The following is a 21,428-nucleotide window of genomic DNA, read 5'->3' as shown; positions in this document are numbered from 1 at the left end:
TCAAACCAGCTCAATGACATCACTTGCATCAGCGACATCAGTCACCGCGCACCGAGCCGGGTCGGTCGCCGTCATCAGATAGCCGGTTAGCTCTGACAGTTTGGTGTTGAGTTGATTCAAGTTGTTTTTTTGCGCCTGAATTTCATCAATGCGCTCACCGAGTCCACCGGAGGCCTGTTGAATTCGATCAATTGCTTCCAGTCGCCGATTGAAGTTGCGCCGCCGCTCGCGTAACTGAACATCGAGTTGGGCCGCCGCCGCTTTGCTCCACAACTCAAGGTCTCCCAACGCCGTTTCATGGATGGTGCGCAGACGGTTGGACAGGGCACGCACCAGTCGATCTGCAAATTCAGGCTGCGCCAGCCTGAACGTGTTGCCAAGACTCAAGTACTGGAGATGGCTGCGTTCCACCAGATCAAGATCGTGCAGATAACCGTCCAAGGCAGGTTCGGTTGGCGCCTGCAATGAAAACCCGTATTCGCCGTTCAATTGTCGAAACGTTGCTGCCAGCATGACCTGGATTTCAGCGCTGATGGATTGCACTTGCCGCAGGTTGTTGCGCAGCCGCTCAAAGGTGTCGCCATAGGCGCGTTTGACGCCCAGCTTGATGCCCTTTTGTTGCAATACCTGGGTGAGCTGGGCCATTTCTTTCTTGAGTGCTGTCGGCCCCAGAAGACTGAATACTTCACGCAGCAGTTTCAGGTGGACCGAACGTACCGCATGAATTTTCGCGCCGCCCAGATCAAACTCGGTTTGCTCCTGCGAAATGCGGGACCGCATGTTTTTGATCACGGCTGAGTTTTTGCCCTGCAGACCCTCAAGCTCCATCAGTTGCTCTGTCAGGTCACGTCTGCGCATGTGAATAACGCGGCCTGTTTCGGCCTGTAAATCTGAAATACCGCTGAAGATGGCTGAACCCAACATTTTCTGCCGTTGCCCCATGATGCCCCGGCTAAGCGCATCTTCAAGCGTGGATAGACAGCTGAGTTCCAGCAAAGCCGAATCGTCTGTCACCTTGGCCACCAAGCCCTTTTGCGCGGACACCGGGATCACCTGCTGCCTGGGGATGCCCAATATTTCGGCGGTTGAAGCCTGCTGGCGCTCAATCTGCGCCTGCACCTGAGCGGGTGAACTCAGGGCGTCCCACAAAGTGTCTATCTTGTTGAGAACCACCAGCCGCGAACTTGCATCGATCGAATCATCCACCAGGTGCTCACGCCAGATGGCAAGGTCCGACTTGGTGACGCCGGTGTCTGCGCCCAGAATAAAAACGACGGCATGGGCCTGTGGAATCAGGCTGACCGTCAGTTCAGGTTCGGCGCCGATGGCGTTAAGGCCTGGCGTGTCCAGAATCACCAGGCCCTGTTTCAATAAAGGATGCGCAATATTGATCAAGGCATGCCGCCATTTGGGGACTTCCACCAGGCCTTGCGCATTGACCGTCGGATTGTCTTCGGGCGTCTCGGTCTGCCAAAAACCAAGCGCTGTGGCTTCGGTCGGTGTCACATGACGGGTTTCCGCCACCTTCTCAAGAGCCTCCGCAAGCTGCTTTGGATCATGCACGTTCAGATCAATGCGCGTCCATTTCTCGGGCACCATGCGCCATTCCATCAAGGCTTGCGGTTGCAGGCGTGTCTCAATCGGCAGCAGACGCAGACAGGGTGGAACGTCCGCGTCATAACTCATCTCGGTCGGGCACATCGTGGTTCGCCCGGCGCTGGCGGGCATGATGCGCCGGCCGTAGCCGGCAAAAAAAATGGCGTTGATCAACTCGGATTTGCCGCGCGAGAACTCGCCCACAAACGCGACCATGACTTTGTCGACGCGCACCTGGGCTTCCAGGCGGCGCAAGCGCTCTTCCACGGCCGCGTCGAGTAGTTCGTGGTCGTTCAGCCACTCGGCCAATAGCTTCAGGCGCAGGGCAAACTCACGCCGCCACGTGCCGTGCAAATCAAATTGTTCGTTGAATGAAGTTGCCAAATTGCCTCCGCGCAATGTTTCAATATAGCACCGAGCGGCGCTTCAACGCCTAGGCTTTCTGGCAATGAGGGCAGTAAAACGTCGACCGCTGACCCTGTCGGAAGGATTTGATGGGCGTTGCGCAGACCCGGCAGGGCTGACCTTGTCGGGCATAAACCATGGCTTCCAGCTGAAAATGTCCGTTCTCGCCCTTTGCGCTGGAAAAGTCCCGCAGGGTGCTGCCGCCCTTTGCCACCGCGCGCGCCAGCACATCCCGGATCGCTGCGTGCAGTCTGGCGCTGCGCGGCCGGCTCAGTCGGGCAGCGCTCAGGGTTGGTCGAATGCCGGCCATAAACAGGGCTTCTGACGCGTAAATATTGCCCACGCCCACCACCGTATCACCCGCCAGCAATACCTGCTTGATCGCCGCTCTGCGGCGCTTCAATTCGTCATGAAAGCGGTCAACATCAAAATCGTCAGACAAAGGCTCCATGCCAAGTTTGCCCAAAAGTTTGTGGGCTTCGGGCGCGTCCTCACCCATTGCGTAAACCACCGCCCCAAACCGGCGGGGGTCAGTGAGTCGCAGCGTGCCAAGAGTGGTTGCCATCTCAAAATGGTCATGGACGCCAGCGGGGGGCAATTGCCTGGCAAAACTCAAGCTGCCGGACATGCCCAAGTGCACAAGCAGCAAGCCTTGATCAAGATCAATCAACAAGTACTTGCCACGTCTGCGCACTGTCTGCACGGATCGCCCCGCCAACTGGGCGGGAGAGCATCCCAACGGCCAGCGCAACGGTTTGCCGATGCGCACGGAAATGACTTTTGCGCCTGCTATTTCGAAGGCAAAACTCAACCGTGTGACTTCAACCTCAGGCAATTCGGGCATGGCAAAGAAATTTGGGTGGCATGGATTATTATCATCTTATGATGCCTTTTCACCGTTTCCGTCGTTTCCCCGTGCTGCTCGCCCTCGTTTGCGCGTTGAGTGTGAATGCACAAACGCAGTCTGGAAAAGCGGCTGAGTCCACGACTTCAGCGCTCAGCAGCGAGCTCTTTTATCAATTGTTGTTGGGGGAACTCAATGCCCGCGGCGGTGAACCCGGCGCCGCTTACTCGCTGATCCTTGATGCGGCGCGAAAAACGAATGATCCAAAACTCTACCAACGTGCTGTTGACATCGCATTGCAGGCACGCTCGGGCGACTCGGCGTTGCTGGCCGCGCGTGCCTGGAAACAAGCGCAGCCCGCATCACGCGAGGCCAATCGCTACGTCCTGCAAATATTGATTGGTCTGAACCGTATTGGCGAGACACTGGAGCCGCTCAAGAGCGAGGTTGCAACAAGCGATGCCAAAGAGCGGGTCAGCACCATCTTGGGTCTTGCACGCTACTTTGCCCGCGCGGCCGATAAGAAACTGGCCGCCAGCACGGTTGAGCAAGCGCTGGCCGGTTACTTGAACGCGCCAGGGACCGGCGCTGCTGCCTGGAGCGTTATCGGACGCATGCGCCTTGATGCCGATGACGCCAGCGGCGCATTGAGCGCGGCGCGCAAGGCCCAGGCGCTGGATGCCAAATCAGAGCATCCCGTCTTGCTGGCCTTGGCCATGATGGGTGCCAAAGTGCCGCAAGCTGAAGCCCTTGTGACTAAATACCTCGAAGGTAAACCGCGGCCCGAGCTGCGAATGTTGTATGTGCGCGTCTTGCTGGACGCGCAGCGCTATGCTGAGGCGACAACGCAGCTGCAGCTTGTGACTTCTGAAAAACCTGACTATGCCGAGGCATGGCTGATACGAGGCGTACTCGAATTACAGGAGGGCCATCCCGCCGTGGCCGAACGCTCACTGCAGCAATTTGTGGATCGGACATTGGCCCAGCGCAATGAAACACCGCGCCCGCAAGCGCAGCGTGGTTTGACTCAGGCTTATCTTTCCTTGGCCCAAATTGCCGAGCAAAGAAAGGATTTTGTTCAGGCCGATGTGTGGCTACAACGCATTGACAGCCAAGAAGACCGGCTCAATGCCCAACTGCGCCGGGCCGCGCTCCTGGCGCGGCAGGGCAAGCTGGAAGACGCGCGCCAACTGATTCGCAGCCAACCCGAGGTGTCTCCTGCAGACGGTCGGCTAAAAATAAGTGCCGAAGCACAACTGTTGCGTGACAGCAAGCAGTACCCGGCCGCCTATGAACTTCTGGCCCAGGCTGTTTCGACCAACCCCGGGGATTTCGACCTCACTTATGACCTGGCCATGGTGGCCGAAAAGCTGGGCAAGCTCGACGAGATGGAACAGCTGCTGCGCAGTGTCATCGCGGGCAAACCCGACGATCCCCATGCCTACAACGCATTAGGCTACTCACTGGCAGAGCGAAGCATTCGCTTGGTCGAGGCCAAACAGCTCGTTTTGAAGGCGCTGGACTATGCGCCAGGTGACCCCTTCATTAGCGACAGTCTGGGCTGGGTTGAATTCCGCAGTGGCAACTTGGCCGAGGCTCAACGCATTCTGGAGACCGCATTCAAAGCCCGCCCGGATGCAGAAATTGCAGCTCATTTGGGTGAGGTCTTGTGGAACCTGGGTCAGCGCGATCAGGCGCTGAGCACCTGGAAGCAGGGCTTGGAAATCAACGCCGAAAATGAAACCCTGCTTGAAACACTGAAACGCCTGCGCGTGACCTTGTGATGCGGCGTGGAATAACTGGTTTTGCGGCTGTTTTTTTTGCTATTGTGTTTATAGCAGGTTGTGCAGTCCCGGCGGGGGGCAGCACCACAAATCAGTCTGAGCGTTCAATTTGGCGCGGGCGGCTGGCGGTTCGGGTCGAGTCCGATCAGGCACAGTCTCAGCCCCAGGCTTTTGCTGCCGCGTTTGAGCTGACTGGCAACGCCCAGGCCGGTGAGTTGACGCTGTACACGCCTCTGGGTACGACCGCCGCGGCGCTCTCCTGGTCGGCCCAAACGGCCTTTATGCGCACCAATGGCGACATTCGCTCTTTTGCATCGCTGGACGCCTTGATCCAGCAGGCAGTCGGCGCCGAGATACCCGTAGCGGCGCTCTTTGCCTGGCTGGCGGGAGACAACATGAGTGTGGCGGGTTGGAGTGCCGACCTGTCGCAACTGGCTAATGGCCGGGTCACCGCCCGGCGTACAGAGCCCGCGCCCGTGACGGAACTGCGTCTGGTGCTTGAAAAGTGAAGTCACTCTACGATATTTGCGCCCCGGCCAAGCTGAACCTGTTTTTGCACATCACAGGCAGGAGAAGCGATGGCTATCATTTGCTGCAATCGGTCTTCATGCTGATTGATTGGTGCGACACACTGCATTTTGACCTGCGTGCCGATGGACAAATCAGCCGAGAGGATCTTGCGACGCCCTTGCCGCCTGATGACCTTGTTGTGCGCGCTGCGCGGGCTCTGAAGGCTGCCAGCAGCAGCCCCTTAGGCGTTCATATCGGGATCGAAAAATGCATTCCCGCGCAAGCGGGCATGGGCGGTGGATCTTCCGATGCGGCATCGACCCTGTTGGCATTGAACTGTCTGTGGCGGCTCAACTTTTCACTCGAAAAGCTAATCAGCATCGGGCTGCAACTGGGTGCCGATGTCCCGTTTTTTCTGGGTGGTCACAACGCCTGGGTTGAAGGAATCGGTGAGAAAATGGACCCTGTTGTACTGCCCTCAGGTCGCTTTTTGGTGGTCAAGCCCGTAGAGGGACTCGAAACAAGATTAATTTTCTCGGATCCGGCTCTTAAAAGGGACAGTGAAACAGCTATAATTTCAGGCTTCGCTGCAAATGCATTCGGTTTTGGTCGTAACGACCTGCAGAGTGTTGCCCAAAGACTTTGTCCCGGCGTGACCCAGGCCCTTGAGTGGCTTGCATCGCATGGACTCAGTGGTCGGATGACAGGCTCTGGAAGCGCGGTGTTTGCACAAACGTTGCAAGATGTTGATCTGAGAGGCGCTCCAAGCGGTTTTCAGGTCAGGTTATGTAACAGTTTGGATGTTCATCCCTTGGTGGGTTGGGCAGTCAGCGACAGGTTGTCGGTTGGGAGCGCTTAGCTGCCAACCCGTGTAGGGGAGTCGCCAAGTTGGTTAAGGCACTGGATTTTGATTCCAGCATGCGAAGGTTCGAATCCTTCTTCCCCTGCCAAATATTTTGTTGTATGGGCCGGCCGCCGGACGTACTGACGCAAACGCTACTCAATCGCTGGAATACTCATGCAGGCTCCCCATACCCCTGATTTCATGGTTTTTACCGGCAATGCCAATCCGGCTTTGGCAGAGGACATTGCCAGCTACCTCAATATTTCACTGGGAGCGGCGACGGTTGGTAGATTCTCGGACGGTGAAGTCACCGTCGAAATCAATCAAAACGTGCGGGCCAGGGATGTTTTTGTGGTGCAGTCCACTTGCGCTCCGACCAACGATAACCTGATGGAATTGCTCATCATGGTGGACGCACTCAAGCGCGCATCGGCAGAACGCATCAGTGCCGTGATCCCCTATTTCGGCTATGCGCGGCAAGACCGTCGCCCACGCTCCAGCCGTGTCCCGATTACGGCCAAGGTCGTCGCCAACATGCTGCAGACTGTCGGTGTGGCCCGTGTTCTGACCATGGATTTGCATGCGGACCAGATTCAGGGCTTTTTTGATATTCCGGTCGACAATATTTTTGCGTCCCCCGTTTTGCTGGGCGATCTGCGTCAGAAGAACTATGAAGACCTGATTGTGGTGTCACCCGATGTGGGGGGTGTGGTGCGCGCACGCGCCCTGGCCAAGCAGCTCGATTGCGACCTCGCCATCATCGACAAACGTCGTCCCCGAGCCAATGTGAGCGAAGTGATGCACGTGATTGGAGAGATTGATGGCCGCAACTGCGTCATCATGGATGACATGATCGACACTGCTGGCACCCTGGTCAAAGCGGCTGAGGTTTTGAAAGAACGCGGCGCAAAAAAAGTTTATGCCTACTGCACGCACCCTATTTTTTCGGGTCCCGCCATAGAGCGCATCACCAATGGCGATGCGCTTGATGAAGTGGTGGTCACGAACACCATCCCTTTGAGTCAGACGGCATCCGCCTGCGGAAAAATTAGGCAACTGAGTGTCGCGCCGCTGATCGCCGAGACGATCCAGCGTATTGCCAAAGGCGATTCAGTCATGAGTTTGTTCTCGGATCAGGATAACCTCTTTTGAGGTTTCTGCAGAGCTTCATAAGAGGTTTCGCAGAGTCTTTCTGATTTGGGCAAAAGTGGGCTCAAGCACAAAACATGATGTGTATTGAGCTTTTTTAAATCGGAGTCACACTGGTCGCGGTGGACTCCTCCTGGAGTAGAAACTATGAAATTCGTCGCTTTTGAGCGCGCCAAGCAGGGTACGGGTGCGAGCCGCCGTCTCCGCATCACCGGTCGCACACCGGGTATTGTTTATGGTGGTGGCGCTGAGCCACAGCAGATCGAGATCGATCACAATGCCCTCTGGCATGCCCTGAAAAAAGAGGCATTCCACGCCGCCGTTCTGGATATGGAGCTGGACGGAAAAGACAATAAGGTTTTGCTGCGTGACGTGCAAATGCACCCGTTCAAGCAGCTCATCCTGCACGTTGACTTCCAGCGCGTTGATGCCAGTACCCGACTGCACATGAAAGTGCCATTGCACTACAGCGGCGATGAAAACTCGCCTGCCGTCAAGACCGAAGGCTGCATTGCCAATCACGTGATCACCGAAATCGAAGTGTTGTGCCTGCCGACTGATCTGCCTGAATTCATCGCTGTGGATTTGAGTGGCCTGAAAAAAGGTGCCTCTCTGCACTTGGCCGATGTCGCACTGCCCAAGGGCGTGACCGCCGTAACACACGGCAACAAAAACCCGGTTCTGGTATCGGTGGTGGTTATTGGTGCCGCAGAAGCGCCGGTCGCCGAAGCTGGCGCGGCACCAGTTGCTGCTGCTGCGCCCGCGGCAGCTGGCAAGGCAGCGCCTGCAGCTAAAGCGCCTGCAGCCAAAGCACCAGCAGCCAAGAAGAAGTAACGCTTGAAGCGTTGGCACAGCGCAACCTGCCACGCAGGTCGCGCTGTGTTGCATCAATGGCAATGACTAGCTGCCAACTGCCCATCAATGGCCCACTCGTGGGCCATTTTGTTTTTTTGCGCTTACCCTGATAATTTGGACATGATCAAACTCTTTGTTGGTCTTGGCAACCCCGGCCCCGAATACGAATTCACCCGTCACAACGCGGGCTTTTGGTGGCTGGACGCGGTCGCCCGCGAGCTCAAGGCAAGTCTGGCGATGGACAAAACTTACCATGGCCTGGTAGCGCGAGTCACCGTCAACGGGCAAGCGGTCTGGCTGCTCAAACCGCAAACCTTCATGAACCTGAGCGGTAAATCGGTCGCCGCACTGGCCCGTTTTTTCAAAATTGAGCCCCAGGAAATACTGGTGGCGCACGACGAACTGGATATCGTGCCCGGCGAGGCCAAGCTCAAGCTTGGAGGCAGCCATGCCGGCCACAATGGTTTGCGCGACATTCACGCTCAACTGGGTACTGACGACTATTGGCGCTTGCGCCTGGGTGTGGGGCATCCGGGCGTCAAGTCGGAAGTTATCAACTGGGTGTTGAAAAAACCCTCGCTGGATCACCGACTGGCGATGGATCAGTGCATCGCCCGCGCCATCACAGCCCTGCCGCACCTGTTGGCTGGCGACATGGACAAAGCCACGCTGCTGATACACACCAGCAAGCCGCCCAGACCGAAGCCGCCCAGGCCTGAAAATACAGTGCCTGCAGTGCCGTAAATCCAGACACGCTTTTATCCCATCCAACCGGAGCTGCACCATGCCAGGCCACACGTTAATTGCTATGTTTATCATAGCTTCTTGCGCTTTATCGACGGGGGCTAGCGCTCAAAAAGTCTATAAGTGTGGCAATGTCTACAGCCAGACGCCCTGTATCGGTGGGGACCTTATCGATCCTGCGGACCCGCGCACTTCTGCCCAGAAAGATCAAACCGATCTGGCCATTGGTCGTGATGCTCGTCTTGCTGACGCGATGGAGAAGGCCCGGCTGGCGCAAGAGAAAAAAGACCTGGCTGCGAACACACCGGCGAAAAAGTCGTTGGAAAAGCCAGCAAGCGCCAAGACCCCAAAAAAGCTCAGTACCCAGCAGGCGAAACTGAAGAAGAAGAAAGAAAAAGAGTCTGACTATTTTGTCGCGCAGCTTCCGGGCGACAAAAAGAAAAAATCGACGCTCAAAAAGAGCACGCCGGAAAAGGACGTGAACAAGATCTGACGCCGGCTCCGTTGATGGCGTCGCTCAAAGGACGACGGGCTTCTTCACCTCAAGCTGCAGCCGCCGGTATTTCTGCCACAGTGTTTCCCGGTCTTCCACAAACTGCGGATCAATCGGTATGCAGGCCACCGGGCAGACCTGCACGCATTGGGGTTCGTCAAAATGCCCGACACATTCGGTGCATTTATGCGGATCAATCTGGTAAATTTCGACGCCCAGATAAATGGCCTCGTTGGGGCACTCCGGCTCGCACACGTCGCAGTTGATGCATTCGTCAGTGATGATCAAAGCCATGGCTGGACATCCGTTGCAGGGTCAAAGGTATTCGGATTAACTAACATGGTTCTAATTATCGATGCTGCCACACCAGGCGGCTCCAAGTCCCTACTGGCATCAGGCCCACAATCGAACAACCGGATAGGGTCAGTGTGCGGCACTCGCCAGCCACCGCGGCTTTCGGTAAGCGGCCCCCTCACGACGCTGCGAGAGTGGGGCGCTTGTGGCGCAGCCAGAGCTTCTCGATCTCGACCGCGATGAAGACCACAGCGGACGCCGCGAGACATAACATCAGCTCCACCGGACTCAGGGCCTGTGTCTTGAAAATCGGGTTCAGCACCGGCACGTAAATCGTGGCCATTTGCAGCACGAAAGTCAGCAGCACAGCGCCGAGAAGCGGCCGGTTCGAACCCAGGCCCAGGCGCCACAGTGACTCGGTCTCCGAGCGGATCGCCAGCACATGCGCCATTTGCCCCAGCGTCAACACGGTAAACACCATGGTCTGCCAGTGCGCATGGCCGGTGGACATCGCCCAGGCCTGCACCAGCAGACATAAACCACCGATCAGCAAACCAACCCACAAAATGTGCTGCCACAGGCCGTTTGCGAACAGGCTCTCCTGCGGCGCGCGTGGCGGGCGCTGCATGATGCCGCGCTCCGCTGGCTCGGCCGCCAGCGCCAGGCCCGGCAGGCCGTCTGTCACCAGGTTGACCCAGAGGATGTGAATGGGCAGCAGCGGGATGGGCAAGCCCAGCATTGGGGCCAAAAAGATGGTCCAGATTTCGCCCGAATTGCCGGTCATGGCATAGCGGACAAATTTCCGGATGTTGTCGTAAATGCGCCTGCCTTCCCGCACGGCGGCGACGATGGTGGCAAAGTTGTCGTCCAGCAGGACCAGGCTCGCCGCCTCGCGCGCCACATCGGTGCCGCCACGGCCCATCGCCACACCGATATCGGCCCGCTTGAGGGCCGGTGCGTCGTTCACGCCGTCGCCAGTCATGGCGACAAATTCACCGCGCGCCTGTAAGGCTTCGACGATGCGAATCTTCTGCGCCGGATCGACCCGTGCGTAGACCCGCACGGAAGCCACGCGCTCGCGCAACGCTGCTTCATCGATGGAAGCCAGCTCAAGCCCGGTCAGCACCTCGGCGTAGCCATCCACGACGATGCCCAGACGCCGCGCAATCGCCAGCGCCGTGGCCGGGTGGTCGCCCGTGATCATCACCGGCGTGATGCCTGCCGTTTGGCAGTCGCGCACGGCGAGCGCCGCCTCCGGGCGCGGCGGATCGATCAAGCCCACCAGCCCGATCAGGCTCAGGCCGGACTCCACCGACTCGACTTCACCGGGCGCGGGCAGCGTCGCATGCGTGCGGCGCGCCAGTGCCAGCACGCGCAAGCCCCGGGCCGCCATGGCCTCGGCGGTCGCCAGCATGGCCTCTTGTTGCAGCGGCACCGCACCCTGTACACGCCATTGCGTGCTGCACAGGGGAATCACCGATTCGGGCGCACCCTTGGTGTAGGCCAAAAAGCCTGTCTCCGATCGATGCACGGTGCTCATGCGCTTGCGTTCCGAGTCGAACGGCAGTTCCTGCACCCGTTCAAACTGGTGCTCCAGTTTGGCCTTGTCGAGCCCGGCCTCCAGCGCCACTTGCGTGAGCGCCGTTTCGGTCGGATCGCCCTGCCACAGCCCATCGCGGTTGCGGTTGGCGTCGTTGCACAAGGCTGCCGCACGCAACAGCTCCAGATGGAGCGGCCCGGCAAGCTCGCGACCCGGGGCGCCGCTTCCCGGCACCCACTCCTGCCCATCGGCCAGCAGCAGTTCGGCGTGCATGCGGTTCTGCGTCAGGGTGCCGGTCTTGTCTGAGCAGATGAAGGTGACCGAACCCAGCGTCTCGACCGAAGGCAAACGGCGGATCAGGGCATTGAGCGACACCATGCGACGCGCGCCCAGCGCCAGCAGCACCGTCACCACTGCAGGCAAGGCCTCGGGAATGGCGGCCACGGCCAGGCTCACGGCGGTCAGGATCATCAGCACCGGCGCCTCACCGCGCATCACCCCGACCAGAAAAATCACCCCGCAGATGGCGATGACCGCCAGCGCCAGCCGTTTGCCAAATGCCGCCAGGCGCAGCTGCAGCGGTGTGCTGCGGTCGGTGTCGCGGTCCAGCAGCCCGGCCACCTTGCCCAGCTCGGTTGCCATGCCGGTGGCGACCACCAGACCGCGTCCGCGCCCGTGGGTGGCCGTGGTGCCCTTGAAGGCCATGTTGAGACGGTCGCCCAGCGAATGTGCGACCCCATTCAATGTGGAGGTGTGTTTTGCCACTGTGACCGACTCGCCGGTCAGGGCTGATTCGTCCACCTTGAGTTGCGCAATCTCGATCAAGCGCAGATCCGCCGGCACCTGGTTGCCGGCCTCCAGCAACACAATATCACCGGGCACCAATTCACTGGCCGGGACCACCTGCGCCTGCCCACTGCGCAAGACGGTGGCCTGGGTGGCGGCCAGTTGCTGGAGTGCCGCCATGGCCCTGTCAGCCCGCCACGCCTGCACAAATCCGATGGCGGCATTGAGCAGCACAATCACCAGAATCGCCAGCGTATCAACCAGATCGCCGATGACGCCCGAGATCACCGCGGCGGCGATCAGTACCAGTACCATGAAATCCTTGAACTGGTCAAGGAACTGAGCCCAAAGACTGCGCCCCGGCCGCCCCTGGATTTCGTTCGGGCCGTGCTGTTGCGCACGGCGGCTAGCCTCGTCTTCATGCAGGCCATGCGCCGGGTCTACCCCGTGCCGGCGGGCTAGCTCCTGGGCATCATGCAGGTGCCAGCTATCCTTGGTAACCGGGGGTTCGTCCTGCGCCATCGTGACTTCAATGCGGGCTCAACCCCTGTCATTGAACCTCATCAAGGTCAGCCTCATCAACATCCGGCGCTTGCGCCGCCTTGACAATCATGACCGGCACATTCGCGGCGTGCAGCACTTCATTGGATACCGATCCCAGCAAGGCACTGCGCAAGGGACTCATGCCGCTGGCACCCATCACCACCAGATCGCATCCAAACCGCTCCAGAATATCAATCAGGGTATGGGCTGGATCACCTGAGGCCACTTCAGACTCATAGGGAATGTTGGCCTCCTGCAGTAGCGCCTCGGCTGCCGCCAGCGTATGAGCGCCAGCCGCGGCGCTGACCTCTTCAATCACTTGTGGATCGTGCGCAACCATCAACTCATACAAAGTGGCGGACTCCTGAACATTGGCCAGCACCATGCTGCTCTCCAGGCCTTCTTGCGCCATGCGGATGGCAAAGCGAACAGCGTCCAACGCGACAGTGGAGCCATCCACGGGCAATAATATTTTCATTTTTTTCTCCGGTTTGAGTTCGGGTTCTTGAAGACTGAGGTTTAAATGGTCCAAGCGTGGAAAGCGCGCTTGAACCCTGCTGCCACAGGGGGTCAATATACGCCAGTCATTGCCAACGGCTCTGACCTCAGGGCTGGGCCAGACTGCGAACTTTTTCGATCAAACGTTGATTCACGCTGGCTGACACAAATTTGTCCACCTCACCCCCGAGCGCGGCGATTTCACGCACAAAGGTGCTGGAGATGAATTGATATCTGTCGCTCGGTGTCAAAAAAACAGTTTCTACATCAGGCATCAGGCTGCGGTTCATGCCCGCGAGCTGGAATTCGTAGTCAAAGTCGGTCACGGCGCGCAGGCCGCGCACCATGGCCTTGGCACCTTGTGACACCACAAAATCGCGCAGCAATCCTGAAAAACTCTCCACCTGCACCTTCGGGTAGTGCTTCACCGCCTCACGCGTCATGGCCATGCGCTCCTCCAACGAAAACAGCGCTTTTTTGTGATGCCCCGCTGCGACCGCCACGATGACGCGGTCAAACAACTGCGTTGCGCGCCGCACCACATCTTCGTGGCCCAGGGTGATCGGGTCAAAAGTGCCGGGGTAAACAGCAATCACGTCGTTGGCCATTATTTGCCTGTCAATTGGGTGAAGAAAGAGTTCAGTGGCTCAATGGGGCTTGGCTGATGAACATTATGCAGTGCCGCTCAAGCGTCTAACCCGATGCGCTTGAGCAGATGGGCGTGAACAGCACCGGCTTTGAGGTGCCGGTGCACTTGCAGCCCGGCGCTCTCAAGTTGCGCGTCTGTCCATGGAATTGGGGCCTCCAAGTACACAAAACCACCTGCTGCCACGGCGCGGCCTGCTGCTTGCAGCGCCGCTTCAAACAGCACGGAGTCAAAGGGTGGATCCAGGAACACGGCGTCCATGCTGGCTGGGTCCAAGTGTTTGAGGGCCGCCAAGCCATCACCTCGCACAATCTGCGTTGTGCTGGCTTGCAGTTGGATCTGAACGCGCTTGAGCTGGGCCACCAGGGCGGTGTCCTGTTCCACCAGCAACACTTCTTTGGCGCCACGGGACGCGGCTTCGAAACCGAGCGCACCGGTACCGGCAAACGCATCGATACAGCGCCAACCGGTCAGGTCCTGACCCAGCCAGTTGAACAGGGTCTCACGCACGCGGTCGGGTGTCGGGCGCAGGCCCGGATGTTCGACCACGGCGAGCTTGGTGCGCTTCCAGAGACCACCGATGATGCGCACCTCATGTGTCTGCGGGCTGCGGGGCCGGATGGGCCGCGCCGGTTTCTGTGGCGCTACGGATTTGTCTTGTTTCATCAGGGAGCTTGAGTAAGGAGAAAATTCTTGTGCCATGGTAGCGCGTCCACTAGCTGTCTATTTCACTTGATTCGTGATTTGATGCCCGCAGGTCGCCAATTTTGGCATCCGCTGCCGCAGTTGTCCCGTCCGAACGGCTTGGCACGATCGAGGCCGATTTGTGCGCAATTTGGCTCGCTTTGGAGCCGTACTCGTGTGAAAACACCCAAGTGAACTCAGCCCCGAGCAGAAAAATTTGCGCCGAGAAATAGACCCACACCAACAGCAGCACCAAGGACCCTGCAGCACCAAAACTGGACGCCACGCCGGTCTTTCCCAGATACAGACCAATCAAAAACTTGCCAATTTCGAACAACAACGACGTTACCGCTGCGCCAATCCACACATCCCGCCAGGCGATGCTGGCGCGCGGCATCAGCTTGTAAATCATCGCAAACAGTAAAGTTGAAATGGCAAAAGAGACGCCGAATGTGAGCAGATGAAGCACGGTTTCCCAGCCCTGGAAAAGCCCATCACTCCATTTGCCCAAGGCGGCGATCACGGCACTGACCACCAGCGAGACCAGCAGAAGAAACACCAAGCCCAATACCAGGCCGAACGACAGCAGGCGCGTGCGCAGCAGGGTCCAGAGACCGTTCCCTTTCACGGAGGCGGGAACGCGCCAGATGCGGTCAAGGGCGCTTTGCAATTCGGCGAATACCGTGGTGGCTCCAACGAGCAGCGTCACGAGACTGACCAGCGCTGCCAGCAAATCCTGCGCCGGTTCCCTGGCGCTCTTGAGCAGCCCCTGTACCGCGACGGCACCTTCCCAACCAATGATGCCCTGGATCTGCGCCACAATTTCACCGCGGGCCGCTTCCGCGCCAAAAAACAGGCCGGCCACAGCGATCACGATGATGAGCAGCGGGGCCATCGAAAACAGCGTGTAGTAGGCCAGCGCGGCGCCCATGCTCGGGGCATAGTCGTTGATCCACGCCGCTACCGATTTATTGATCAAACTCCAGATTTGTTTGAGATACATGTCGGGCATTTGATGTTGTGAAGATTTACCCGCTAAAAATGGAACGCATCAATCGGCATTTGACTCTGGGCGTGCTGATTAACCCTCATTTGCCAGCGTTCACCCCACCCAGCACCACCGTCACCATCCTGTCTGGCTGCAGCTTGCGCTGAAATGCGGCCCTGATGTCTTTGGCCGTGACCTTCGCCACCTGCTGCGTCCAGGTTTCCAGGTAGCCCAGCGGGAGCCCATTCCAGGCGATGTTGGCAACGTTGTCGAGCAATTTTCGGTTGCTGTCGATGCGCAGGGCAAAGCCACCGATCAGGTTGTCTTTGGCGGCTTTGAGTTCGGCCTCGGTCGGGCCGCGGGCGACAAAATTGGCGAGCACGTCGCGAGACACCTGCACCGCCTGCCCGGCCTGGTCGGGCCGGGTTTGCAGGCCCAGCGTAAACGCACCGGCATGCAAGCCGGGGGCAAAGTAGCTGTACACACTGTAGCTCAAACCCCGCTTTTCGCGGACCTCGTTCGTCAAGCGCGAGACAAAGCCGCCACCGCCCAAAATGTAGTTGCCCACCGTCAGCGCAAAGTAATCGGGATCATTGCGCTTGAAACCGGGTTGTCCGATGAGCACATGGGCCTGCGCCGAGTCGAATGAAATCTGTTTGACGACAGGTTGGTCCAGCGGCACCACCTCCGCCAAGGGCGGCAGCGCCGGGCAGGCGGCGTCCGCGGTGGGCAGGCGCGCCAACAACTGCGTCACCAACGCTTCGGCCTGTGCCCGGTTGACCGCTCCCACCAGCGTCACCTTGGCCCGGCATGGGGCAATCAGGCGGGCATGCAGTGACTTCATATCCGACACGTCGATGCGCGCCAAGGTGGCCTCTGTCATCTCAAAGCCATAGGGGTGTGGGCCGTAAACTGCCGCCGCGAAGGCGCGATTTGCCAGCGTTGCCGGGCGGGTATTGGCTTCCTTGATGGCGGCGTTCAGGGTTTCACGCTCACGCTGCCAGATCGCCTCGGGGAAGGCGGGCTCACCGAGTTGGCGGGCCGCGAGTTGCACCGCTTGGGCCAGCAACTCCGGGTAGGTGAGCGAGCGCAGCGAAAAACTCATGCGGTCGCGGCTGGCACCGGCGTGGAACGAGGCACCCAGGTCCGCCCAGGCTTCACTCAAGGCATTCTCGTCCAGGGCGGGTTCGGTGGCGCCAGCACCCGCTGCATTGCCCGGACCTGCCAGTACCCCCTTGCCGGTCATGCCGGCGCTGACGCTGGCCAGCCCGGCCTGGTCGGCCGGGTCGCGCCGACTGCCGGCGTCAAAGTCGATTTGCACATCCAGCATCGGAATGCCGTGGCTCTGCACCAGGTAGATTTGCGCGCCGGAGGCTTGCGTCCAATGTTCAATGGGAATGCCGGCCTGCACCGGATTTATAAGAAATAGAGCTGTAGCCCCCATCCATGCTGCCCACGCAGCTATTTTTTTTATAGTAATCATGAGGTGTGCTTTGATCGGTGTCAGGTGCTTCATCAATGCCGGGCGCCCGCTGGGGGCGTGCGCCGGGTGCGGGTTTTGTCCAACGGCTGCGGCAATAGCACGGCCACGGTCAACTGGTCATCGCCAAAATAGCGCTGTGCCACGTCCTTGACCTGTTCCGCGGTGACCGCACGCAAGCGCTCGATCAAAAGCGCGTCCGCGTCCAGCGGCAGCCCCTGTACCCAGTTGCTGCCCAGCTCCTGCGCCTGGTTGAAGACCGAATCGAGCTTGTAAACCTCGCTCGCCACCCATTGGGTCTTGACGCGCGCCAGCTCCGCCTCAAGCACACCGTCGCGCGCTACGCGCGCCACTTGCGCGCGTAGCGCGAGCTCGACTTGCTCGGCCGTCTTGCCATTCGAGGGCACGCCTACCAGCGAGAACAACTGCGGCCCACGACCCCACAGGCCGTTGTCGGCGCCGACGCTGTCAGCGACACGACCTTCGCCCTGGGTCAAGGCGCGCTCCAGCCGGGCACCGCTGTAGCCGTCCAGCACGGCGGCGAGCACGGTGAGCGCCAGCGCGTCAGCGTTCTCTTTTTTCGCATCCAAAGACTTCAGGCTCGGCACCTTGAATGCCAAACTCACATACGCTTGTTCAGCGGGTGCTTTGAACGCCAGGCGTTTGAGGCCGGCCTGTTCAGGTTCCTGCTGCGGCTTGCGCTCTGGCACGGCCCGTGCGGGCAAAACACCATAGTATTTTTCAGCCAGTCGATGCACCTGCGCTACGTCCACATCACCGGCCACGACCACCGCCGCGTTGGCCGGCACATACCAGCGTCGGTAAAACGCCCGTGCATCCGCTGGCGTCAAGGCCTCCAGGTCGCTCATCCAGCCGACAACGGGCCGCCGGTAGGGCGATGCAACAAAAACAGCCGCGTTGAGCGCTTCATGCAACAGGGCGCGCGGCTTGTCTTCGGTGCGCAGGCGGCGCTCTTCCTTGACCACTTCCAGCTCTTTTTTGAATTCACCGTCAGGCCACTGGTTATGGGCAAAGCGGTCGGCCTCCAGCTTCATCACTTCTTCCAGCCGCGCGGCGGGAATCTGCTGGTAAAAGCCGGTGTAATCCTTGGTGGTAAAAGCATTCTCGCGCCCGCCCAGGGCCGCGACCCGGCGCGAGAACTTACCGGCGGGCACGGTCGGTGTACCTTTGAACATCATGTGCTCCAGCACATGCGCCACGCCGGAGGTGCCGTTCACCTCGTCCATGGCACCCACCCGCACCCACAGCATGTGGACGGCAGTGGGCGCGCGTCGATCGGGTTTGACGATGACGGTCAAGCCGTTGGCCAGGGTGAATTGTTCCACCGGGCTCGGGGTTTGCGCGTGAGCCGTCAGGCCGCCCAAAAGCAACAGGCCGTACCAGGGCAAGCGTTGCCACACAGCACGCGGCCGGGGACTGGAGGGTTCATGCACGCGTGGTCGAACTGACAGTTGCGCCCAAGACGTGACGACTGCGCGGAGCGAAAAGCGGGAAAAATACTGGTATATCAAGCGCATGGGCGCAGGGGAGGTGAGTCGTTTCATAGAATGCTGTGATTCTAAGAAGTTGCCAAATGTTCAGTTTTTTCAAAAAGAAACCTCCGCCTGCCCCTGTATTGCCAAAATCGCCCGAGCTTGCGACCGCGCCAGCGACCGCGGCAGCCGCCACACCCGGTGCTTCGTTGATTGGCAGCGCGCTGGTCACGCCGATCGACATTCCTGTTGCGCCCAGCGTGCCGCCAGAGCGGCAGAAGTGGCTGGAGAAGCTCAAAGCTGGCCTGGGCAAGACGGCCAACAGCATCTCCGGCGTTTTTAGCGGCACCCGGATTGACGAGGCGCTCTACGAAGAGCTTGAAGGCGCGCTGCTGATGGCCGATACGGGTGTCGCGGCCACCCAGTACCTGCTTGATGATTTGCGGCGCAAGGTCAAGGACAGTGGCATTACCCACCCGGTGGCCCTGAAAAACATTTTGGTGGCAAGCCTCACCGAATTGCTGCTGCCACTGGAAAAGCCGCTGGTCATCGGGCAGCACAAGCCCACCGTCATCATGGTCACTGGTGTCAACGGTGCGGGCAAAACCACCTCGATTGGCAAGCTCACCCAGCACCTGGCGATGCACGGCGCCAGTGTGTTGCTGGCCGCTGCGGATACTTTCCGGGCGGCCGCGCGTGAGCAACTGGGCGTTTGGGCGACGCGAGCGGGCATCAGCACCGACACGCCCGACCACAGCGTGGAGATCATCAGCCAGCAGGGCGGTGACCCGGCGGCCGTGAGCTTTGATGCGGTCAGCGCTGGCAAAGCGCGTGCTAAGGACGTGGTTTTGGTCGACACCGCTGGACGCCTGCCAACCCAGTTGCACCTGATGGAAGAATTGCGAAAGATCAAGCGCGTGGTGCAAAAAGCCGACGCTACGGCACCGCATGAAATCCTGCTGGTGATCGACGGCAACACCGGTCAAAACGCCTTGACGCAAGTGAAGGCATTTGACGAGGCGCTGGGCCTGACGGGCCTGATCGTTACCAAGCTGGATGGCACCGCCAAGGGCGGCGTGCTGGCCGCCATTGCGCGCGAGCGGCCGGTGCCGGTGTACTTCATCGGCGTGGGCGAGCAGCTTGAAGACCTTGAGACGTTTAATGCCCGTGAGTTTGCGCAGGCACTGTTGGCGTGACGACATAGGCTTTTTGCCATGTGCTTATCGGCAGTAACCCTCTAGGTGGGCCGCTTCAACCCGCTAAACTGCGCGCATGTCACAACTCGTTGATAAGTTAGCCGACCTGACCGGCCTTCGGGATCGTGATGCGCTCGACCTCGCCCTGGTCAGTGCCATCCATGACTTGTTGCAGCCGCAGACTGCAGCGATCTACCGCGTTGTGGGTGAAGCCGGCAATGAGCGCTGGCTGACCACCGCCCAGATTAAGGCTGATCAACGGGTGCCCACATTTGACTCGGCCTGGTCCGATTTGCTCACCCTGCCACGTTTGGCCGAGTACCCGCTGCGCCAGCAGGCCGGCGTCGGCAAACTGGTGATGCGGTCAAGGCTATATCCCGGCATCACGGTATTTCCGGTGAGCGGCAACCCGGGCGCTATTGGCGTGCTTGAAGTTGCCACCCATGAGCCGCTGTCTGAGGAACTGAGCCGATTGGTCAGTGGTGTGCTGCGCCTGTACCTCAATTTTCAGAGCCTGCTCGACTATGGCGAGCGCGATGCACTGACTGAACTGCTCAACCGCAAGACCTTTGATGGCGCTTTCCTCAAGGCAACGCTGGCGCAACACGTCGCCGTCGACAGCGTGCCCGACAAGCGGCGCGACACCAGCTGCAGCGGAAGCTTCTGGCTGGCGATGATTGACATTGACCATTTCAAGCATGTCAATGACAACTTCGGACACCTCATCGGCGACGAAGTGCTGCTGCTGCTGGCACGCCTGATGCGCGTCAGTTTTCGCTTTCACGACCAGCTCTACCGTTTTGGGGGGGAAGAGTTTGTGGTGCTGATGCGCTGCAATGGCGAGGCCGAGGCGGCTGCCGCGCTGGAGCGGCTCAGAACCAACACCGAAAATTACCTGTTTCCCCAGGTTGGCACCATCACCATCAGCATCGGTTTTTCTGAAATCAAAACCGGCGACACCCCCAGTGGCGCTTTTGAGCGCGCCGACAAGGCGGTTTACTATGCCAAGGAGCATGGCCGCAACCAGGTGTGCAGCCATGCAGCCCTGATTGCCAGTGGTGCGCTGGTGGAGCAGGCCGCTAACGTCGGCGACATGGAATTATTCTGATTAGATATGACAAATACCCTGCTTCCCCGCATAGAAATTGAATCGGCCCCGCAGCCCACGGCTGCCGTCATCTGGCTGCACGGTCTGGGCGCCGATGGCAATGACTTTGCTGGCCTGGTGCCCGAGTTGGACCTGCGCGCCTGCCCACCGATCCGTTTTGTCTTTCCACACGCGCCCTCTATGCCGGTGACCCTCAACGGCGGCTATGTCATGCCGGCCTGGTATGACATTCGCGGCACCGATCTGGTGAGCCGTCAGGACGTGGCCGGCATCCAGAAGTCCGCGCTGGCAATTGCCGCACTGATCGAGCACGAGGCGGCACGCGGCATCCCGTACCAGCGCATTGTGCTGGCGGGCTTCTCGCAGGGCAGCGCCATGGCGCTACACACCGGTTTGCGCTTCAAGCAGCGGCTGGCAGGCCTGATGGCGCTGTCGGGCTACCTGCCGCTGGCAGATACCTTTGCCGCCGAGCGCAGCGCCGCCAATGCCTGCACGCCCATCTTCATGGCGCACGGCAGCCAGGACCCGGTGGTGGCGCCGGTCCGGGGAGAAGCCTCGCGCGATCTGCTGCTCAGCCTGGGTTACCCGGTGCAATGGCACAGCTACCCGATGCCGCACAGTGTGCATCCGCGCGAAGTGGCCGACATCTCGCTTTTCCTGGCCGACGTGCTGGGCTGAGGATGGTCTGAAAGAGTCTTGTGTTGTTTTTGCCTGCCGCTAACATAGCGCACAGAGTTCAATTTACAGGAGCGCGTCATGCCAGTGGTCGTGGTTGCCAATCCAAAAGGCGGCGTGGGCAAGTCCACTCTGGCCACACATATTGCAGAGAGTCTTTTGCCTGGCGGTCGCGGGCTAAAGAGCTGAATCAAAACTGGGGCGGCCGTTCCGCGAACGGTAGGCAAAAGATCCCGTTGGACTAAGCCGCCACTCGAGACGGTGGCGTGCTAT

20 protein-coding genes, 1 tRNA gene and 1 pseudogene are annotated in these 21,428 nt (G+C 59.5%); 12 read left to right on the top strand and 10 right to left on the bottom strand.

Features of this window, described 5'->3' with window-relative positions; all coding sequences use genetic code 11:
* Together WA157_RS06425 and mutM are read right to left on the bottom strand one after the other, a co-directional pair.
* Positions 1-1,980 carry a dynamin family protein gene (locus WA157_RS06425; RefSeq protein ID WP_422620175.1) on the bottom strand — a complete coding sequence of 660 codons (1,980 nt, stop codon included), beginning with the start codon at positions 1,978-1,980 and terminating at the stop codon, positions 1-3.
* Between the two features lie 49 nt (positions 1,981-2,029).
* Positions 2,030-2,845 (bottom strand): bifunctional DNA-formamidopyrimidine glycosylase/DNA-(apurinic or apyrimidinic site) lyase, encoded by an 816-nt coding sequence (gene mutM, locus WA157_RS06420; RefSeq protein ID WP_422620174.1) that lies wholly within the window; start codon positions 2,843-2,845, stop codon positions 2,030-2,032.
* 20 nt (positions 2,846-2,865) lie between these two features.
* Here mutM and WA157_RS06415 point away from each other — a divergent pair, with 20 nt between their 5' ends.
* The 8 genes from WA157_RS06415 to WA157_RS06380 all read left to right on the top strand — a co-directional run bounded on the left by WA157_RS06415 (position 2,866) and on the right by WA157_RS06380 (position 9,224).
* The gene (locus WA157_RS06415) at positions 2,866-4,629 is read left to right on the top strand and encodes a tetratricopeptide repeat protein (RefSeq protein WP_422620173.1); all 1,764 of its coding nucleotides are present in this window, start codon (positions 2,866-2,868) and stop codon (positions 4,627-4,629) included.
* A complete protein-coding gene (locus tag WA157_RS06410; protein WP_422620172.1) occupies positions 4,629-5,138 on the top strand; it encodes a lipoprotein insertase outer membrane protein LolB in 510 nt (169 codons plus the stop codon). The genes WA157_RS06415 and WA157_RS06410 overlap by 1 nt, the downstream gene beginning before the upstream one ends.
* On the top strand, positions 5,135-5,998 hold the full coding sequence (gene ispE / locus WA157_RS06405; protein ID WP_422620171.1) for a 4-(cytidine 5'-diphospho)-2-C-methyl-D-erythritol kinase: 864 nt from the start codon (positions 5,135-5,137) through the stop codon (positions 5,996-5,998). Before WA157_RS06410 ends, ispE begins: the two co-directional genes overlap by 4 nt.
* Positions 5,999-6,012: 14 nt before the next feature.
* Positions 6,013-6,089: transfer RNA gene (locus WA157_RS06400), tRNA-Gln, on the top strand.
* A gap of 68 nt (positions 6,090-6,157) precedes the next feature.
* The gene (locus WA157_RS06395; protein WP_422620170.1) at positions 6,158-7,135 is read left to right on the top strand and encodes a ribose-phosphate pyrophosphokinase; all 978 of its coding nucleotides are present in this window, start codon (positions 6,158-6,160) and stop codon (positions 7,133-7,135) included.
* 144 nt (positions 7,136-7,279) lie between these two features.
* Entirely contained in the window at positions 7,280-7,966 is a 687-nt protein-coding gene (locus tag WA157_RS06390; protein ID WP_422620169.1) for a 50S ribosomal protein L25/general stress protein Ctc, read from the top strand.
* 141 nt (positions 7,967-8,107) lie between these two features.
* The gene (gene pth, locus WA157_RS06385; RefSeq protein WP_422620168.1) at positions 8,108-8,731 is read left to right on the top strand and encodes an aminoacyl-tRNA hydrolase; all 624 of its coding nucleotides are present in this window, start codon (positions 8,108-8,110) and stop codon (positions 8,729-8,731) included.
* Positions 8,732-8,771: 40 nt separating this feature from the next.
* Complete coding sequence (locus WA157_RS06380) at positions 8,772-9,224, top strand: hypothetical protein (RefSeq protein ID WP_422620167.1); 453 nt, start codon at positions 8,772-8,774, stop codon at positions 9,222-9,224.
* A gap of 24 nt (positions 9,225-9,248) precedes the next feature.
* On the opposite strand, the gene WA157_RS06375 is transcribed toward WA157_RS06380, so the two are convergent.
* The 8 genes from WA157_RS06375 to WA157_RS06340 all read right to left on the bottom strand — a co-directional run bounded on the left by WA157_RS06375 (position 9,249) and on the right by WA157_RS06340 (position 18,248).
* Entirely contained in the window at positions 9,249-9,518 is a 270-nt protein-coding gene (locus tag WA157_RS06375) for a YfhL family 4Fe-4S dicluster ferredoxin (RefSeq protein ID WP_318667588.1), read from the bottom strand.
* A gap of 178 nt (positions 9,519-9,696) precedes the next feature.
* Positions 9,697-12,366, bottom strand: coding sequence for a cation-translocating P-type ATPase (locus WA157_RS06370; protein WP_422620166.1), 2,670 nt, complete (start codon positions 12,364-12,366; stop codon positions 9,697-9,699).
* Between the two features lie 28 nt (positions 12,367-12,394).
* The gene (locus WA157_RS06365; protein ID WP_422620165.1) at positions 12,395-12,865 is read right to left on the bottom strand and encodes a universal stress protein; all 471 of its coding nucleotides are present in this window, start codon (positions 12,863-12,865) and stop codon (positions 12,395-12,397) included.
* 127 nt (positions 12,866-12,992) lie between these two features.
* Positions 12,993-13,493, bottom strand: coding sequence for a pantetheine-phosphate adenylyltransferase (coaD, locus tag WA157_RS06360; RefSeq protein WP_422620164.1), 501 nt, complete (start codon positions 13,491-13,493; stop codon positions 12,993-12,995).
* 77 nt (positions 13,494-13,570) lie between these two features.
* Positions 13,571-14,197, bottom strand: coding sequence for a 16S rRNA (guanine(966)-N(2))-methyltransferase RsmD (rsmD, locus tag WA157_RS06355; RefSeq protein ID WP_422620163.1), 627 nt, complete (start codon positions 14,195-14,197; stop codon positions 13,571-13,573).
* A 49-nt stretch (positions 14,198-14,246) separates the two neighbouring features.
* A complete protein-coding gene (locus tag WA157_RS06350) occupies positions 14,247-15,227 on the bottom strand; it encodes a YihY/virulence factor BrkB family protein (protein ID WP_422620162.1) in 981 nt (326 codons plus the stop codon).
* 76 nt (positions 15,228-15,303) lie between these two features.
* A complete protein-coding gene (locus WA157_RS06345; protein WP_422620161.1) occupies positions 15,304-16,686 on the bottom strand; it encodes a M16 family metallopeptidase in 1,383 nt (460 codons plus the stop codon).
* Positions 16,687-16,718: 32 nt separating this feature from the next.
* On the bottom strand, positions 16,719-18,248 hold the full coding sequence (locus WA157_RS06340; protein ID WP_422620160.1) for a M16 family metallopeptidase: 1,530 nt from the start codon (positions 18,246-18,248) through the stop codon (positions 16,719-16,721).
* 29 nt (positions 18,249-18,277) lie between these two features.
* On the opposite strand from WA157_RS06340, the gene ftsY reads away from it, so the two are divergent.
* From ftsY to WA157_RS06320, 4 genes and pseudogenes are all read left to right on the top strand, one after another.
* On the top strand, positions 18,278-19,372 hold the full coding sequence (gene ftsY, locus WA157_RS06335) for a signal recognition particle-docking protein FtsY (RefSeq protein WP_422620159.1): 1,095 nt from the start codon (positions 18,278-18,280) through the stop codon (positions 19,370-19,372).
* A 76-nt stretch (positions 19,373-19,448) separates the two neighbouring features.
* Positions 19,449-20,480, top strand: coding sequence for a GGDEF domain-containing protein (locus WA157_RS06330; RefSeq protein ID WP_422620158.1), 1,032 nt, complete (start codon positions 19,449-19,451; stop codon positions 20,478-20,480).
* Positions 20,481-20,486: 6 nt separating this feature from the next.
* Positions 20,487-21,158 carry an alpha/beta hydrolase gene (locus WA157_RS06325; protein WP_422620157.1) on the top strand — a complete coding sequence of 224 codons (672 nt, stop codon included), beginning with the start codon at positions 20,487-20,489 and terminating at the stop codon, positions 21,156-21,158.
* Between the two features lie 78 nt (positions 21,159-21,236).
* Positions 21,237-21,326 (top strand): annotated as a pseudogene (locus tag WA157_RS06320) (ParA family protein); the annotation flags it as partial.
* Positions 21,327-21,428: the final 102 nt, after the last annotated feature.

Origin of the sequence: Rhodoferax ferrireducens, from assembly GCF_049302455.1 — a bacterium.
GTDB classification, from domain to species: domain Bacteria; phylum Pseudomonadota; class Gammaproteobacteria; order Burkholderiales; family Burkholderiaceae_C; genus Rhodoferax; species Rhodoferax ferrireducens_B.
The sequence above is the reverse complement of the archived record's forward strand: the minus strand, read 5'-3'. Positions and strand labels throughout refer to the sequence as shown.